The organism is Bacillus sp. FSL K6-3312 (assembly GCF_038007485.1).
GTDB lineage: Bacteria > Bacillota > Bacilli > Bacillales > Bacillaceae > Bacillus > Bacillus pumilus.
The window spans coordinates 2614704-2632155 of sequence record NZ_JBBOXI010000001.1; the positions used below are offsets into that span (position 1 = coordinate 2614704).

Consider the following 17452-nt stretch of genomic DNA (forward strand, 5'->3'; position numbering starts at 1 on the left):
GTTCATTTGCTCATTCTACTTCATAAAAAAACAGACTCTTAAAGTCTGTTTTAATCTTGTCTATACGTTTTCAGTGGTTGTATTTCGATCAATCATAGTCGTGTTTCGATTTGATTTTTGTTCCTCCATTGTTGTATTCCGAATTGATTTTGTTTCAATGATTTTTAAAGTTTCTGCTGTTGAAACACTTAACAATACAATGGATAAAATGATTAGTAATTTTTTAATAATCATACAGACACTCTCCTTTTTGAATATCATTTTGAGCCTTAAGAGCCTTTCTGTAATATTCGGCAGCTTTTTCAAAGTCCCCTTTTTTTTCATAAAATAACCCGACACTTTGAGCAAATGCTTCCACATAGACATGTAGTTTCTTTTCTTCAAAAATATCAAACACTTCTTTCAAAGCTTGTTCATCAGTATCCATATAAATAGCTTTTAATGCTTTAAATAACAAGACACTTAGCGAATCATTTACCTTTGAGGAATATATAAGTCCATCTTCAACGAGCAGATCCGCTTCATCAGTTTGATTAGACTTGTACAGCGACCAACACAAACTAAATAGAGTGATTGGCTTTATGTCACTTTTTTCCGAAGAAATGACATCTAACACTTCTTTATAATGCTTTATTGCCTCTGTATACTTTGATTGCCTATCATATGTATTACCAATATTTAATAATGTTTTTGCTACTAAACGTTGATCGTTTGCGCCCACAGCAATTGAATAAGCAGTCTTTAAATGTTGCAACGACTTTTCATATCTCATGAAATCATCATAATTTCCTGCTATGACAATTAGACTTTGAATTTGACGAACTCTATACTGTTCATGTTCTTTATAAATATCTAGTGCCTTTATGATGTGATGCATAGACACATGCGTTTGCTTCATAATATAGTAAGCTTCAGCCACCTTGAAGTGAAACTCCGCTTGCTCAATATCATCTACAACCAGTGCCAGCTGTCTTTCAGCGATCTTATAATATTGAATGGCCTGTATGTATTCTTTCTTACTAAATTCATGCATTCCTCTAAAAAAGGCATTATAGTATTGCAGCATACCAGAAAGTTGATGATTTGAGTTTTCAATTTTATCAACCAAATCAGAAACAGAAGGCGATCGTTTTTCTGATGGTTTGATATAATCAAGCATAAGCTGATGGCGAAAGCACATCAATTGATAATAAATGAGTAAATCTTGATCCTCTTCCATTCGTTCAATTTCTTGTTCTACCTCAGCTTTCAAAATCTCTGCGTCGGGTACACTGAATTGCCGAATCATTTTATACCATTCATTTATTTTCACACCTACATGTGAAGAAAGAACTTTCTCCATCCCTTATTCCCCTTCCACTAAATTCCCTTATATTGCATTTGTTACCACATACAGTAATTCACAAAGCACCGAAAACCAACTAAAAAAATAAAAAGAGCTCCTTCAAAGGAGCAATGTAAAAAATAGATTATACATAGGTTGTCAGATAACCTTTTCTTTAGCTGATACTTAATTTGTTATTCTCTTTGAGCTGTAATAAGAATATAGCTCTATGCTCGTTACTATGAACTGATGACCTATTTTGGTGGCTGATTTTCTTCTAATAATTTTATAATTTTTTCATTAGATTGTTTTATATTCTTTAAAATCGACACAATGTTTCCTGTAAATCCAATCAATATGATTAACAATATAATGATAATCCACATAAAATTGCCCCCTAAGGTTGAATTAACGTTCTAATTGAAGAATAGCCTCTAAAATTAACTTCCTCAAATTTAGCACTATTATCAAAAGGTGCAGGAAAAGCAATAATTTGAAAATTATTTTCCTTTTTAACTTTTGGCAATTTTATTTTATAAACATTTGTTTTTTCATTCTCTACAGATACATACATCACATGTTTCCCACTAAATTTTTGTTGATCGTTTTCCGAGAAAGCCACTAAAGCATAATTCATTTTTTCTTTACCGTCATTATACAATTGGAGATAGACAGGCATTTGACTTTTGGAAGTATATAGAACCTTATTTGACATTTTTCCTGAAGCCATGAAAATTTCTTCTCCAGTTAATTCATCCGTTTTATATGTGGGGTGAAGTTCACTTCCAAACTTAATAGATGAAGCTTTTTTTGTAATGTAGCGCATAATATAGTTTTCTTGTAAGCCAGTGGCTATTTCTATATCATTGTCTTTTAAATGATACTTTGCCTCAGGAACGATAATAAACGCGATTTCTCCAACATCTTTTGGTAATGTGGCTTTAATTGGTAATGTGATCACCTGATCTTTAGTCATCTCAAATGTGTATGATTTAGATGGCTTATGATTATCTGCAGAGAATTCTATTTGTTTAAAATTTGCTAGTAAGAGTAACGTGTACTTTCTATCTGCATCTATGTAATGTGAGAAGGAAAGAACTTTGTTAATTTGGTTATTTTTAATGAAACCGATATCTAGTGTATCAAGCAATTTCCCTTCAGGTTCATACATACCATATGAAACGGTATCTGTTCCTGGACCAGTAACATCCATCATTTCATCATTATACTCTTTATCACTAGAGACTTTTTCTTGTCTGAGAAATAAAATAAGTGTCACTAGTAACACTATGAAAATTGTTATGAATAAAATTGTTCTATGTCTCATCACTAATATTATATTTTAAAAGTCTTTTGGCGACTAACAGTTTTATAACCACTATCTTTATATAATGAGTTTCCTATCGCTTTACCTTTACATCCCCAACCCCCACTTACACCACCGGCAGCATTTGCTCCAGCATAATTAGATTTCTTTGCAGAATCGGTTTTGCTTTTAGAAAGTCCTCCATCTCCTCCATATAGTCGAGATTTCGCTTCAATATAATCAATTTTCCCCTTTGACTTCGCTGTAGTTAACATGCTGTATTTACATTGAAATATCTCACCAATCGCTCCACCAGTTTTTCTTAGTTTCCAATTAGTAACATAGTCAGATTTAGCCGATTTTTTGTTAATTGAATGCGATACAGAATCCCTTGCAGAATCCTCTGCAATCGTTATCCATTCATTTTCATTTTTATCAACATTTGTTGCTGAAACAGTTGCTGGGAATATCGTTCCAGCTAAAAGTATTGAAGAAAGTAATAATGTATTGCTTTTTTTCATAATTTAAACCACCTTTAGTCAATTTTTAGTAAAATATATACTGATAGTACAATATAACGGTATGAAGTTTCAGCGAGTATTAAGTTTTGTATATTTGACAAATAACTGTTATTCTTTATTTAGAGTCTACCCCACCCTTCTTACTGAAAGGAAAGATTATTCTTAATTCCGTAGTTCATCACCTATAATATTTGATAAAAAACATATATAACAAACACTCAGAATCGTAACAATCAAGTTTACAGGCATACTCTTTAAGACAGTTTAAACTAGAATTCCCCACACCTCCTACTCACTTCCATTAAATTACCTTATATTACATTTATTATCACATAAAGGGATTTATAAAGCACCGCAAAAAAACCGCAATAAAGAACTTCCGAGAAACATAACTTGATTGCTATTTTGCACACCAATAACCTTTAGCACAAGTACTTGTACATTCATCACAAAACAAAAAGGCAGACTCATTTCAGTCTGCCTTCATCTTCTAGATTTCCATAGGAGCACCTTTTGTCTTCAGGTAATTTGCATTGAATCATTTAACCACTCTTCACAATGTTCAATAAGCCACCTCAAATATTCTACATATTGACCGACGTGATAGCCATCACAAACAGCATGATGTACTTGTAAGGCAACGGGCAAAATGACTTTTCCTTCTTCCATCTTAAATTTGCCTATCGTAAATATTGGCAGTAAATAAGCTTCATCTGTAGATACATTAAGGTTAAAAGAAGTAAAATCAATCCACGGTAGACTTGAAATATTGAACATGTTTTCTGGCATATGAGGTTTCGGAAATAGGTTGCTGCTTTTGCTATATGTTTCAATGTCGGCTACACAGCTTTTATAAAACTGAGCAAAGTTTTCGTCATAAGGCGTCCAAATACTTGAAAATGTCTTTGTTTCTTTATTTAGAATCGTATAACTAGGATGGAGAATCTCCCAGTAACCCAGTTCATCGTTCACTTGATCCATCCGAAACTCAGGAATTTTTTGCACAGCTCTTGCTAACAAATAAATTTGCACAGGATATACTTTTAGCCTTTTTTCTTTTAATATTGCATGCAATGTCGTGATGTCTAGATTGATCACCAAGCTATATGAGCATCGGGTTAACGTCATATAATGGTGAAAGTGCTCTTTTCTTGGATAATTTTCGTCTATTTGTTTAAACATTTTTTATCTCCTCCTGAATGTGATTTACTGTATTCAGGAGGAGACTTTATCTGTTTTCACCACCACAATCATCCTTTCAAGAGACTTGTCATGTTTCTGTCTATCACTAATGTAAGTTATAACGTTTTCATTCAAAGGCTACCATAAGCTTAGCCTATGTTAAAGCCTGCAGCAACTCTTCGTAAGTTATCTTGCCCAACGTGAATTTTTCTAGTGCTATATATGTATTTTCCGCTGAGGTATTCATTCTATTATGACATTCATTCACTAACTCATGTTCATTTGGCAATGGTTCATGTATATGTTCTTTTTTTCGAAATGCTTCATAATATCTTATACCAAATATTCTCTGAGACATCGCATTGATGTGAATTCCGTCTGGGTTAGATGCAAGGCCTTTCGCAGTAACATAATAACAATTTTCATTATGATATGCATATTTTTGTAGTTCCTCATTCATCAGTTGATATTCCACACACCCTGCGCCAAATGCTCTCTTTCCCAAGAAATCGCCCAAACCTCCTATCACAAGCGGAATGTTAGGTACAGATAATTCAGTTCTTAGTTCATGAAATAATCTTCGTATTTTTTCATAGTATTCTTTGTATTTCCCATCTTGGCTGTCACTTTCTCCTTGATGCCATAATATCCCGACCAATTCGCTATCTTCCTTTGCAAATTTAGCTTCATTTATTGCATGACGAAATAATGCCCCATCTCGTGACCACTCATCAATGGAACTGCCACCCTCGGCACATGGAATAAGACCAATCTTCTCTCCCTCATGATCCTTGCACCAAGCCTCCGCGAAGGAAGCCGCTAGTCCTACACCAGCTACCGGCCTATCAAAATGAATAGGTTCAGTCATCATTTGCCATCTACCATTTCGCAGCATCATGATTCTTTCATTATAAATCGGAGGCACTTCATGCTTGAAGCCTCGACCCGCCATATTTGATTGTCCAATTAGTAAAAATGACTTCATATCATTTTCCCCTCCACTAAATATTTTATCAAATGTGTATTCGCTTGAACGTTATCATTTTCTTTTTTTATAAATTTCAACAATCTCAAGCCCTATTAGCGCTTACTTTAATTAATTCAAAAAGTGCATTCAGCTATTCACACAATGAAAACACAACAATCCTATAAAATGGTATTTTAGTCTCTTTTATATTTGTTGAAGAAGATAAGATGGTGTCGCAAGACTATATTTTCCATAGTAGGAATTACATGAAAAAACGGGCATTGTTTATTATTTTGTTGTCCTTGTCCCTGATTTTGACCTCTGTTCCCCCAAGTTTTGCAACCGAGAAAAACACTTCAAAAGAAAACGACTCTTTTAAAAATCACGAAGAATTCACCGAAGAAATAGACGGATTGAAAACAAATATATAAACCATGGAAAACGATTCACAACATGTTACCACTTTTAAAACTGAACTTGGCACAATCACCTATACATCTAACAAAGAGACAGGTAATATTTCTGTTTCTAGTAACTATCTAAAATCTGACGAAATAGCTGCAATTGAAGAACAGGTAAATAAGATTGCAAACAGCATTGTACTAGAAAATCAAATGAATCCAATGGTCACTAATTCCCTTGAACAATTAGCAAATGTTGATTTTACAACACTGAAACAAAAGGTAAAATGAGTGTGGTCCAAATATGATCATTACCGTATTACAGTAGAAGGAAATGCAGTTTTAGGAGTAATTGTAGCAGCCATTTTAAACCGTATTCCTTATGTTGGTTGGATTGCTACTGCGGCTGCTCAAATAATGATTCAATTGAAAATGAAAACAGGTTACTTCTCCGCACGTTGGGGAACACGAGCCGACACTGATATTTGTTATTTGTGGAGAAAGAGACACTTGAAAATGTTCTCGGTCAGTAAACGTAAAAATAAAAAACTGGACGAAATAGGATCGGCAGGAAAGCATTACATGTGCGGAACATAATTAAAACAGCCCCAGTCTAATGCAGACTAGGGCTGTTTTTATTGCTGTTTTTGCTGTTTTTGCTCTTTTAGCTTTTTGAAAATCACAAATTGGTATACTCCAAATAGTACGGTTAGAATCATAATTGCGGTAAATATTTGATCGACTGGAAGCAAGAAATATACGACAATAAAAGATAAAAGCAATACAAAATAACCTATATTGAACGCTTTTTTAAATGTCATCACATTACCTCCTTTTTACAATCATATCACGTTTCACCTAACCTTATAACCAAATTTTTCCCAATTAAAACAAAAAAAATTCCCCATCCAACAAAAATGAGCTGGAATCGTTTAACCACATTTTCTGTTTTTGCTCCAAGTAGCCGTCTATTCCATTGTTTATGGCATCCTTTTCAAAGGCTCGGTCACTTTAACGATGCCAGATGATAAGTCGAATACCTTAATCGTTTTGATCCTAAAAATGCTGAGAAACAATCTGGTGGATAAAGTTCGGCCCCCATCAAAAGAAACTGAACAAATATTCGTTACTGAAAAAACAAAAAACCCTTGCTAGGCAAGGGTTTAAACGATGATTCCGACTGGGCTCGAACCAGCGACCTCTATCCTGTCAAGGACGAGACACGTTTTCTAACTAATTCTATAAAATTCTGAATAGTTGTCCAAATCATTGATGCATAAGGATTCATTCGATTTAGTTTACTAACTTATAGTAAGTGATTCTTAATAGTAAAAACATTTCTTGTGACACCTCTGTGACTAAAATCTTCACCAATCCATGAGGTAACATCTCCTCTAAAAAAATAGACAAGGTTGCATCTCCCTGTCTACAAATTTAAGCTTTATCACCATTAATATATTTTACTAATATGGCTGCTGCGTACATAAAGAAAGCAGCGATTAATCCATTCACCATACTTCCAAAAACGACAATCAAAATCTGTCCTGCGTAATCTGTCCATGTCTTATCTGGAAATACAACAATGTTCCATATACTCACCAGCATATAGAATCCAGTCACAACGATAAACGTCCAAACAACTAACTTTGATTTGTGCATTTACTGACAATCCCCCAATATCCATTTTCTTCTATGATAACCTGGGTTCTTTTCAAATCCTCGATTAATTCATCATGATCCATATTCCTCGCTTCATCTATCTCACGTTTTAATCGCTTCTTATCTTGTTCCGCTTCCTTTAATGCTTTCTTCACTTCACGCAACTCACGCACAGTCATTTCGTCTACAGTTTTTGTTTCACCTGTTGATGGGATTTGGTGAGAAATGGTTCGAGCATCTTCGGGTATCGTCGCAATTTCGTACAAAGTTTTCAGACCTAAATGTGCGCCCAGGCGCACATTTGATTCGCTTAGATTATCGAATACTTTGATGAAACGTGCTGCCTGATATCTATCCATGTCTATATTCTCTAACCACTTAATCCACTCACCATGCACCAAATCATTCTCTTTAACATGTTTTAGTCGTCTGCCAATCTCAAATATGGCTTGACCAGCTACTTGTTTATATGAGTTGATTTCTATTAAAAAGGCCAAAGAGACTACTACACTCTTTGACCTTTTTATTATTCTATTGGTAGAGTAAATTTATCCACTAAAATTCGTTGATTCTTTTCATTTTTTTCATAAGTTTTAATAGTGTATGTACTGCCATAAACGGCTTTAGTATAAACTTTACCATCAAATGAAAAACTATTATTTACATTGTTTATTTTTAAGTTTTTAATTCCAGACTTTCCATTGTTTGATAATGCATTCCAATAATTAATTGTGTCATCGGAAATACTACCTTTTTTGAGATGTGGTGTTCCATCGTACGCTATCCACATTGCAGTAGTTTTAATATTTGTTCTACCTAAATTACCTTTGGCTGTATAGGTAGTTGTGAAATCATATTGATCTCTAGTTAAATATGTTTCTACAACATAAGTTTTATGAGCAGGAACCTTAATTGTTTGAGGAGAAGCTGTAAGTCTTTGATTCTTTGTTTCGCTTGATACTGTTTTTGATGCTGTATTTTGAATAATATCAAACTTTTTTCCATCAATCATCTGTAACAAAATAGAAATAAATCTATTGCCGCCTAAATTGAAACCAGAAACATTTGAAGTGTCAAATGTTTGAGAAATCTCTTCTGAATAAGTTTGGGTCGTAAATCTCTGGGATTTATCTGTTCCATTAGCAAATTCACTTTGACCTATAAATACAGGTGATATAGAAGTTCTATTGCTTGTTGTCTTTACGCTAGACCTATCAATATCAAAATTGTAATAACTTGTATCTACTGATTTGGGTTCACTAGAATATTTGTATAAACCAGTCATAGTAGTACCAGCTAATCGTTCGTGATAATAACTTATTCCAATTTGATCTAAATCGGATTGGAGATTGTGAATCTGAATATCTTGTGCTTTTGTAACTAATGGGAATGAACTTAAAATAAAACTAAAGATAATCGTACTAAACAAAAAGACTTTTTTCATGTAATCTCATCCTTACCGTTTGTATTTTATATTGAACATAATTATCATAACACAAATATACATAAATACAATTTATTGTAAATTTAATTCACCCCTAATAGAATACCTTAGTTTTAAACGACTCAATTGTTCGTTAGATTATATCTCCACTCCTACAGTGGGCTACTTCACTTCCTTAAGTTCAACTTATCAGCTTAATACTCTCATTTAAAATGATAGTGGTGACCGTCATAGTGTTCCTATCATATAGGGTGTCGGTTAAAACTACTCCCTTTAATACCTGTCAAATGGACAGACATGAAGCTAACCCTTTGACATAAGTTTGAGGAGTCCCCATGTTTTCTTACAACTCCTCAATTTATTTTCACTATTAGTCTTGACTTGTCGTTTGCTTTTTGGCTTGATAGGTTGAAAGCAATGGACAACGGCTGGACAAGTTGTCTGCCTGAATTTGCTTATAAAAAAAGAAACAAACTCAGACAGGCAACTGATCATCTTGATAGTGTCAAACAAGCCTACTGTGTCAAGTGTCCCTAACAGTTTCAGAGCCCCAAAAAATGGATTCTCCTACTTGTGGCTTGTCCTGCATCGTCAGAAACGATACACCCATCCTTCGTACAGCACTTAATGGCAGCTTTCGCCTTTCAGATACATGTGCAAATAGGGAAGCAGGGTATGCTATTCTCATTAATTGCATTGATTTTTAGAACTTTTTCATTTTAAATAGACAAAAGCCATCCTTGAATAACTCAAGAATGGCTTTATATCAACGTCTTTTTATATGATTCCGACTGGGCTCGAACCAGCGACCTCTCCCCTGTCAAGGTTAATGACCTTATCCACAGCAAACAAACGTTCTCTGAAAAAGACTGATTTAATAAGGTTTTATGATGAGCCTTTCTGATAAAAAATGTGCATTTCTGAACAAAACTGAAAGGGTTGGTCCCCAATCCGTCCCCATAAAAAACAGACCTTAAAGGATCTGTTTTATTTTTGCCTATAGATTTTAAGTTGATATGTCTTTTGGGGATCATTGTCAGGTTTTGATCATTTTTTACTTACCCTGGCCGCCCTTGAATATCGTACTTACAAGGATCGATTTCGCAGCATGAATTTTTTATGGTTTTCCGAACTTTACCTCTTACAACTATCACACGCCTATCCATCATCCTAATGGCATCTTACCAGCTTTTTTAGTATTGCTTTTTCGAATTAATTAGAACGGGATGACTCTGTTAAAGTCACCCCTGAGTTTCAATTACGTGATTAATATATCAACACTCTTAACCCACTGCGGAATCACCAAAACTATCATATGATGCTTGCAAAGATTACAACGACCTAGTTTCCTGTTTAATTAATATATTTAATTTGTGCGGCTAGAGTTAAGACTTTCTCAATATTGGAGCCAAATTACCTACGACTATAATACTCGTTCCAACCAATACAGTGCTACGCAACTATCTTACTAATATATACAGCAAACGAAGCTGGTGTTCTATTTATTACAATCCAGAGCTATCATGATTAAAAACACTAACTCCTCCTGTTAATAGAACACCATAATACCAACACACATTACTAAGTTATCCAACTAACTATCGTTGCTAAGTCAATATATAAACCTAATATAAACGGATTAATATCAACCAATCCTGTTATTACTGTGATCAACTGATTCTGACAAGCGTAAGTCTTACATAATCTGTTGAAATAGCCTGCCCGCTAACATTCCTTAATTGAAATGTCGTTCCTGCAGCAATTTGACCTGAAAAACCGATAGCTGTTACTTCTTGACCAGCTGTGGTTCCCCTAACTCTACCACCACCGGTACCAATAGCTGATCCATTGGCTATTATATCAATGCCAAGCGGACCAGCTTGCCCTGCAACAGCGGAAACAAGAGCTTTTAAATCATAATTACCACTTTGTTGTACAACAAAAGTATCTGGAGCAGTAAAAGTTACATTATTTAAGAACTGAGTCCCAGCTAATGAAAAAAGACTATTATCAGCAACAGTTTGAGCAGTAGTATTAATAGTAGAAGCAGAGGCTGTTGCAAGCGTTCCGGTTGCGCCTGTTGCTCCGGTAGGGCCGGTGGCTCCGGTGGCTCCGGTGGCTCCGGTGGCTCCGGTAGGGCCGGTGGCTCCGGTTGCTCCTGTCGCTCCTGTAGGGCCGGTGGCTCCTGTGGCTCCGGTTGCTCCTGTAGGGCCTGTGGCTCCTGTTGCTCCTGTTGCTCCGGTGGCTCCTGTAGCTCCGGTTGCGCCAGTATCTCCGGTCGCTCCCGTGGCTCCGGTTGCTCCTGTGGCTCCGGTTGCTCCTGTGGCGCCTGTGGCTCCTGTGGCTCCGGTAGGGCCTGTGGCTCCTGTGGCGCCGGTGGCTCCTGTATCTCCGGTTGCTCCTGTGGCTCCCGTTGGACCTGTGGCTCCGGTGGCTCCGGTTGCTCCTGTAGCTCCGGTCGCTCCCGTGGCTCCGGTTGCTCCTGTAGCTCCGGTTGCGCCAGTATCTCCGGTCGCTCCCGTGGCTCCGGTTGCGCCAGTATCTCCGGTCGCTCCCGTGGCTCCGGTTGCTCCTGTGGCTCCAGTATCTCCGGTCGCTCCCGTTGGACCTGTGGCTCCAGTATCTCCGGTCGCTCCCGTTGGACCTGTGGCTCCGGTTGCTCCTGTGGCTCCGGTGGCTCCAGTATCTCCGGTGGCTCCAGTATCTCCGGTGGCTCCAGTATCTCCGGTCGCTCCCGTTGGACCTGTGGCTCCAGTATCTCCGGTCGCTCCCGTTGGACCTGTGGCTCCGGTGGCTCCCGTTGCGCCAGTATCTCCGGTCGCTCCCGTTGGACCTGTGGCTCCGGTGGCTCCCGTTGCGCCAGTATCTCCGGTTGCTCCTGTGGCTCCGGTGGCTCCAGTATCTCCGGTCGCTCCCGTGGCTCCGGTGGCTCCTGTGGCTCCCGTGGCTCCAGTATCTCCGGTCGCTCCCGTTGGACCTGTGGCTCCGGTGGCTCCAGTATCTCCGGTCGCTCCCGTTGGACCTGTGGCTCCAGTATTTCCGGTCGCTCCCGTTGGACCTGTGGCTCCGGTTGCTCCTGTGGCTCCGGTGGCTCCAGTATCTCCGGTCGCTCCCGTTGGACCTGTGGCTCCAGTATCTCCGGTCGCTCCCGTTGGACCTGTGGCTCCAGTATCTCCGGTCGCTCCCGTTGGACCTGTGGCTCCGGTGGCTCCAGTATCTCCGGTTGCTCCTGTTGCTCCGGTGGCTCCCGTATCTCCGGTCGCTCCGGTGGCTCCTGTGGCTCCAGTATCTCCGGTTGCTCCCGTGGCTCCTGTTGCACCAGTATCTCCTGTGGCTCCCGTGGCTCCTGTGGCTCCAGTATCTCCGGTTGCTCCCGTGACACCCGTTGCACCTGTATCTCCGGTTGCTCCGGTTGCACCCGCACCCGCTATCAACGTGTAATCTGGTGATGTTCCTGGCGTGCCAGTTGGAGATGGCGTATTTACAATATACGTACTACCATTATTCGTCACAACTTGACCTACTGGATAACCTGGTGCTGCTCCTGGGTCGAATGGCACAATACCTGTTAGTCCTACTCCCGTGGCTCCTGTTGCGCCGGTTGCTCCCGTGGCTCCTGTTGCTCCTGCTGCTCCTGTTGCGCCAATATCTCCGGTCGCTCCCGTTGGACCTGTTGCTCCTGTGGCTCCCGTATCTCCGGTCGCTCCTGCTGCTCCTGTGGCTCCCGTATCTCCGGTCGCTCCTGCTGCTCCGGTGGCTCCTGCTGCTCCTGTTGCTCCTGTTGCGCCGGTCGCTCCCGTTGCTCCTACTCCTGGTCCAGTTGGACCTGTTGGACCTGCTGGGCCTCTTCTACCTCTACCCCCTGGACGACCTTGGATGACACACACACAAGGATCCTTTCCACAGCAAGGATTTTTCACTGGTTTTCTTGTTTTTCCTTTCTTACAGCTATCACACTCCCAGTCATAATCTTCATACGAACCATACCAACTTCCTCGTTTATTATTATTTCCCAAATGAGATGTACATAATTTCCCACAATGCCTACACCTTTTCATAAAATCACCTCTTTGACATCTTATGCACCTTATCTACATTAGTGAGATTGTTTAGCAAAAATGTATAAACAGTCTAAATTAACAGATGATTTATAACAACATTTTTATTATTGATAAATATGTATAATGTTCTTTTTCTTATATAGTTTTCAAAAAAGCATTAGTAAAGCAATTACAATAAATTATTCCCCTCCACAAGAAAAAAAATAAGATAAAGACACAAAAAGAAAAGACCTCCCCATAGGGGGAGATTTTTTCTAGATGGGGTAAAACCATGAGAGATTAAAGACATGCGGCCTGTATACTATATGTAAGTGGAATTGGAAAAGTGATTTTTTATAAATTTGGAGTTATAACCACTAGAAAATTTAGGTAAAATATGTAAGAGGAACCTCCTCTAACGCTTGCGGATAGAAAAGGACCTCATTTGATGGTGAGGTCTTTTTTTTAATCGTTCAATTTCAAAGACAGTTGATGGCAAACCCTATGTTAAAGAACCTAAATCAAGAAGTTCTAAACGTTTTGTAAAGATGCCTAACTAGTATGGGAAGGAGATGATCACCAATATTTATTTCATAATGGCTTAATGGTCTAAGATCAAAAATAAACACAAATTAAAAAACATTCGATTACATGATTTAAGACATACAATGGTCGCACTCCTTATTGAGGCTGGTGAGAGCATTAATGCTATTCAAAAAAGAGCCGGGCATGCTAGTGCTAAAACTACCTCAGATATTTATGGTCATGTCACAAACAAATTAGAATTTAACACTGCAGAACACCTTAATCGTTCTGATCCTAAAAATACTCAGAAACAATCTGGTGGATAAAGTACGTCCCCAATCAAAAGAAACAGAACAAATATTCGCTGTCAAAAAAAACAAAAAAACCCTTGCTAGGCAAGGGTTTCAACGATGATTCCGACTGGGCTCGAACCAGCGACCTCTACCCTGTCAAGGTAGCGCTCTCCCAGCTGAGCTACGGAATCGGGTTATGTATCAGTTCTGGGCTTTCTGTTACTGACAGTCTCTATTATATAATCATCATGATCCGTCGTCAATGGTTTTGTTCAAAAAAGGTCAAAAAGCCGGCGGCTGTGCCGGCTTTTTCTCTTCTTTATGATTGGTTTACAAGAACAGGCTTTAGTTGATCGAGTGCTTGTTTGAAGTCGCGTTTGAGGTCTTCTCCGTTTTCTACTCCTACACTTAATCGAAGCAGGCCGTCCGTAATCCCTCTTTTTTCTCTTTCTTCTTTTGGCATAGCAGCATGTGACATTTTGGCTGGGTATGACAGAATGGATTCGACGGCGCCAAGGCTGACAGCGAATACAGGTAATGTGACAGCATCCACTAATTCTTTGACAGCTGCTTGGTTTTCTAATTCAAATGAGAGAACTGCCCCAGCTCCGCTCGCTTGCTTTCGCTGAATGTCTGCACCAGGATGGTCATTTAAGCCTGGATAGTATACTTTTTTCACCGCAGGATGCTCTTTGAGGAATGAAGAGAGTTCAAATGCCGTTTGGCTTGCTTTTTCTAATCTGACTTGAAGGGTTTTTAACCCTCTTAATACGAGCCAGCAATCCTGCACGCCAAGGACCGCACCGAAGGAGTTTTGCAGCGAATAAAGTTCCTCACCCAGTTTCTCGTCTTTCACTACAGCTAAGCCTGACAGTACATCACTGTGACCGCTCAAAAATTTCGTTGCGCTGTGCAGGACTACGTCAACGCCAAGGTCAAGCGGACGCTGAAGAGCGGGTGTTAAAAATGTATTATCTAAAAAAGTCAGACAGTCATGTTCTTTGGCAAGCTGGACGACGCCCCCAATATCCGTAATTCCTAGAGTCGGGTTTGACGGCGTTTCCATGTAAATGACTTTTGTATTCGATTGAATGCCTCTTTTGACTTCATTCAAATCCGTCATGTCCACAAAGGTATGCTCAATGCCAAATCGCGAAAGAACTTGAGTAATCATTCTGAAAGTACCGCCATACACATCTCTTGTGACAAGGACGTGATCTCCTTTTGATAATAGAAGAAAAGCAGTTGAGATGGCTGCCATGCCTGATGCAAAAGCAAGCCCTCTTGTTCCTCCTTCTAGCGCCGCAATCGTATCCTCTAATGCTTGACGTGTAGGAGTTCCCGATCTTGAGTAGTCATATTGACCAAAATCATCGAAGCTGCTTTGATGAAAGGTGGATGCATGCTGAATCGGCACACTGACTGCACCTGTTGAACGGTCTGTTTTGAATGCATTATGAACGAGTTGGGTTTCGAATGTCCAATCATGTGTGGTCATTTGGCATGTACCTCCTCTTTTACTTGTGATAGTGCCTGCTTTAGGTCTGCCTTCAGGTCATCTACGTGCTCAATACCAACGGAGAAACGGAGCAGTTTGTTACACACACCGTTTGCAATGCGAATTTCCTCAGGAATATCCATGTGCGTTTGCGTCGCAGGATACGTAATGAAGCTTTCGATTCCGCCAAGACTTTCAGCAAAACAAATCGTTTTCAGCTGCTTTAAAAATGGATTGACCCAGTCCTCTTTGGCTACACGGAATGACAGCATTCCTCCTTTGCCTGGGTAAAGGACATCTTGAATTTCTGGCTGTTTCTTTAAAAACTCAGCTAGCTCCTTCGCATTTGCCTCGTGCTGGCGCATTCTAAGTGCCAGTGTTTTCATTCCTCTCATTAAAAGCCATGAATCAAATGGAGATAAAACGGCGCCAATTGCGTTTTGATGCTGGAACATGTCTTCAGAGAGCTTCTCTCCTTTTGTCACCACAAGCCCGGCAAGAACGTCATTGTGTCCACCTAAATATTTGGTTGCACTATGGATGACAATGTCCGCTCCAAGCGTAATCGGCTTTTGCAAAACGGGTGTGTAAAAGGTGTTATCGACAATGACCAAAGCGCCATGTTCTTTTGCAATCTTCGCTATTTTTTGAATATCCGCTTCCTGCATAAGTGGATTTGTCGGCGTTTCAATAAAGACTGCTTTTGTGTTTGGCGTGATTTTAGAGCGTAAACAGTCTTCATCTGAAAAATCATCGTAAAGAAAACGTAAGCCGTACTTTTTCCATTCGTTTTCAAACAAACGATATGTACCGCCATATAAGTCTGATGAGACGATGAGTTCATCACCGCTTTCAAATAGCGCCATGATCGTTTGGATCGCAGCCATTCCCGAACTGAAGGCAAATCCGGCCGTCCCTTCTTCGAGTGAAGCAATCGCATCCTCTACAAGCTGCCTTGTTGGGTTTTTCGTTCGAATGTAATCAAATCCGGTTGATTCCCCTATGCCTCTATGTCTGTATGCTGTTGAAAGATAAACGGGGGGACTGACCGTACCAGTCGCCTCTTCGCTACGGTTTCCAATTTGCGCTAATGTCGTTTCCACATGTTCTGTCATTTGACACCATCCTAAGTAAAAATCTGATTTCAAAACAGAAAACCCCTTCTTCATAAGAAGAAGGGGTTTTAATCGCTTCCTCTTATCTTCCAAGCAAAAAAGCTGCTTGCTGGATTTAGCACCTTGGTACATCACATGAAGTGATGCATACCGGTTGCTGAGGTTTCAAAGGGCCAGTCCCTCCACCTCTCACGATAAGAATGTGTTGTCTGTCTGTTCTAATTCTTAATACTGTAACGCATTAAATCTCATTTTTCAAGAGGAATCTGAACAATTAATTGAAATTTTCTGTATTTTATAACAGATTCGGTGTTAACTGAATTGATTGCATGTTAGCATATAGGAACAACGCTATTTTTCATGTTACAATGAATGGAAACGTTTCACTTTGTGATGAAATCGGTTAGCTGGAGGAATGGATTATGGTGAAGAAAACAGGCATTATTCAAGAAGAAACCTTACATTCAAAAGAACTTGGGGCGGATGTGACCCTTTTGATCTATTTGCCAGTCAATTATTCCCCCCTTTATACATATCATGTCATCATTGCCCAAGATGGTCATGATTATTTCCGCTTAGGCAAAATAGGCAGACAGGCAGAAGAATTGATGCAAAACAAAGAAATGGAACGCTCCATTATCATTGGTGTCCCTTATGAAAATGTCACGGAAAGACGGAATACGTATCATCCAGATGGCACAAAATTTGAAGCATATAAACGCTTTTTAGCAAATGAACTTGTCCCATATATTGATACGCACTATCCAACCTATCAAATTGGCTCAGGACGCACGTTTATTGGTGATTCACTGGGTGCTACGATTTCTCTTATGACAGCGATTGATTATCCTTCTTTATTTGGCGGACTCATTTTGCAGTCACCTTACGTTGATGAGTCAGTCTTAGAAGCTGTTAAACAGTCGACAGCCCTTTCTCATTATGCGATTATCCATCAAATTGGACTGGAAGAAACGGCTGTGAAAACGACAGATGGCCAAGTGCTTGATTTTATTCAGCCAAACGACGATTTAAAGGCACTTCTTGAACAGTCAGGTGCAGATTATTTATTTGAGACATTCGAAGGGGATCATAAATGGACGTTTTGGCAGCCGCTCATTGCGCCTTCGTTAAAAAGAATGCTCCCATATTCGTTAATCAACTGAATTTTGTTATAATA

Annotated in this window: 16 protein-coding genes, 1 tRNA gene, 1 pseudogene and 1 riboswitch; of the genes and pseudogenes, 4 read left to right on the forward strand and 14 right to left on the reverse strand. The window is 39.3% G+C overall.

The window, feature by feature from the left end; genetic code table 11:
* Positions 1–60: 60 nt before the first annotated feature.
* The 6 genes from MHI11_RS13610 to MHI11_RS13635 form a co-directional block, all read right to left on the reverse strand.
* Positions 61–234 (reverse strand): hypothetical protein, encoded by a 174-nt coding sequence (locus tag MHI11_RS13610; protein WP_003212043.1) that lies wholly within the window; start codon positions 232–234, stop codon positions 61–63.
* Positions 224–1342, reverse strand: coding sequence for a response regulator aspartate phosphatase (locus MHI11_RS13615; protein WP_003211375.1), 1119 nt, complete (start codon positions 1340–1342; stop codon positions 224–226). The genes MHI11_RS13610 and MHI11_RS13615 overlap by 11 nt, the downstream gene beginning before the upstream one ends.
* Before the next feature lie 379 nt (positions 1343–1721).
* Positions 1722–2603, reverse strand: coding sequence for a hypothetical protein (locus tag MHI11_RS13620; protein ID WP_223250602.1), 882 nt, complete (start codon positions 2601–2603; stop codon positions 1722–1724).
* Between the two features lie 56 nt (positions 2604–2659).
* Positions 2660–3151, reverse strand: coding sequence for a hypothetical protein (locus tag MHI11_RS13625; protein ID WP_044142121.1), 492 nt, complete (start codon positions 3149–3151; stop codon positions 2660–2662).
* 519 nt (positions 3152–3670) lie between these two features.
* Positions 3671–4333 carry a type A chloramphenicol O-acetyltransferase gene (gene catA, locus MHI11_RS13630; protein ID WP_065097705.1) on the reverse strand — a complete coding sequence of 221 codons (663 nt, stop codon included), beginning with the start codon at positions 4331–4333 and terminating at the stop codon, positions 3671–3673.
* A 154-nt stretch (positions 4334–4487) separates the two neighbouring features.
* A complete protein-coding gene (locus MHI11_RS13635) occupies positions 4488–5318 on the reverse strand; it encodes a sialate O-acetylesterase (protein ID WP_044142117.1) in 831 nt (276 codons plus the stop codon).
* Between the two features lie 416 nt (positions 5319–5734).
* Between MHI11_RS13635 and MHI11_RS13640 the strand changes: the two genes are divergently transcribed.
* Both MHI11_RS13640 and MHI11_RS13645 read left to right on the forward strand, forming a co-directional pair.
* Complete coding sequence (locus MHI11_RS13640; RefSeq protein ID WP_044142116.1) at positions 5735–5992, forward strand: hypothetical protein; 258 nt, start codon at positions 5735–5737, stop codon at positions 5990–5992.
* Positions 5993–6298 (forward strand): hypothetical protein, encoded by a 306-nt coding sequence (locus MHI11_RS13645; RefSeq protein ID WP_340961225.1) that lies wholly within the window; start codon positions 5993–5995, stop codon positions 6296–6298. It begins immediately after the preceding gene.
* Positions 6299–6336: 38 nt separating this feature from the next.
* On the opposite strand, the gene MHI11_RS13650 is transcribed toward MHI11_RS13645, so the two are convergent.
* From MHI11_RS13650 to MHI11_RS13670, 5 genes are all read right to left on the reverse strand, one after another.
* Positions 6337–6522, reverse strand: coding sequence for a hypothetical protein (locus MHI11_RS13650; protein ID WP_185108884.1), 186 nt, complete (start codon positions 6520–6522; stop codon positions 6337–6339).
* 613 nt (positions 6523–7135) lie between these two features.
* Entirely contained in the window at positions 7136–7360 is a 225-nt protein-coding gene (locus MHI11_RS13655; protein WP_340961226.1) for a hypothetical protein, read from the reverse strand.
* Entirely contained in the window at positions 7342–7857 is a 516-nt protein-coding gene (locus MHI11_RS13660) for a DUF3102 domain-containing protein (protein WP_221450810.1), read from the reverse strand. Before MHI11_RS13660 ends, MHI11_RS13655 begins: the two co-directional genes overlap by 19 nt.
* A 29-nt stretch (positions 7858–7886) precedes the next feature.
* On the reverse strand, positions 7887–8804 hold the full coding sequence (locus tag MHI11_RS13665; protein WP_065097708.1) for an ETX/MTX2 family pore-forming toxin: 918 nt from the start codon (positions 8802–8804) through the stop codon (positions 7887–7889).
* 1670 nt (positions 8805–10474) lie between these two features.
* Complete coding sequence (locus MHI11_RS13670) at positions 10475–12862, reverse strand: hypothetical protein (RefSeq protein ID WP_340961227.1); 2388 nt, start codon at positions 12860–12862, stop codon at positions 10475–10477.
* A 437-nt stretch (positions 12863–13299) separates the two neighbouring features.
* Between MHI11_RS13670 and MHI11_RS20960 the strand changes: the two are divergent.
* A pseudogene (locus tag MHI11_RS20960) lies at positions 13300–13695 on the forward strand (site-specific integrase); the annotation flags it as partial.
* Positions 13696–13780: 85 nt separating this feature from the next.
* Here the strand turns inward: MHI11_RS20960 and MHI11_RS13680 are convergent.
* The 3 genes from MHI11_RS13680 to MHI11_RS13690 form a co-directional block, all read right to left on the reverse strand.
* Positions 13781–13853: transfer RNA gene (locus MHI11_RS13680), tRNA-Val, on the reverse strand.
* A gap of 128 nt (positions 13854–13981) precedes the next feature.
* Entirely contained in the window at positions 13982–15160 is a 1179-nt protein-coding gene (gene metC / locus MHI11_RS13685; RefSeq protein WP_340961228.1) for a cystathionine beta-lyase, read from the reverse strand.
* Positions 15157–16275 carry a methionine biosynthesis PLP-dependent protein gene (locus MHI11_RS13690; protein WP_340961230.1) on the reverse strand — a complete coding sequence of 373 codons (1119 nt, stop codon included), beginning with the start codon at positions 16273–16275 and terminating at the stop codon, positions 15157–15159. The genes metC and MHI11_RS13690 overlap by 4 nt, the downstream gene beginning before the upstream one ends.
* 79 nt (positions 16276–16354) lie before the next feature.
* A riboswitch (SAM riboswitch) is annotated at positions 16355–16476 on the reverse strand.
* A gap of 221 nt (positions 16477–16697) precedes the next feature.
* Between MHI11_RS13690 and MHI11_RS13695 the strand changes: the two genes are divergently transcribed.
* Positions 16698–17438: an alpha/beta hydrolase gene (locus MHI11_RS13695; protein ID WP_003211044.1), complete on the forward strand. Its 741-nt coding sequence runs from the start codon at positions 16698–16700 to the stop codon at positions 17436–17438.
* Positions 17439–17452 lie beyond the last annotated feature (14 nt).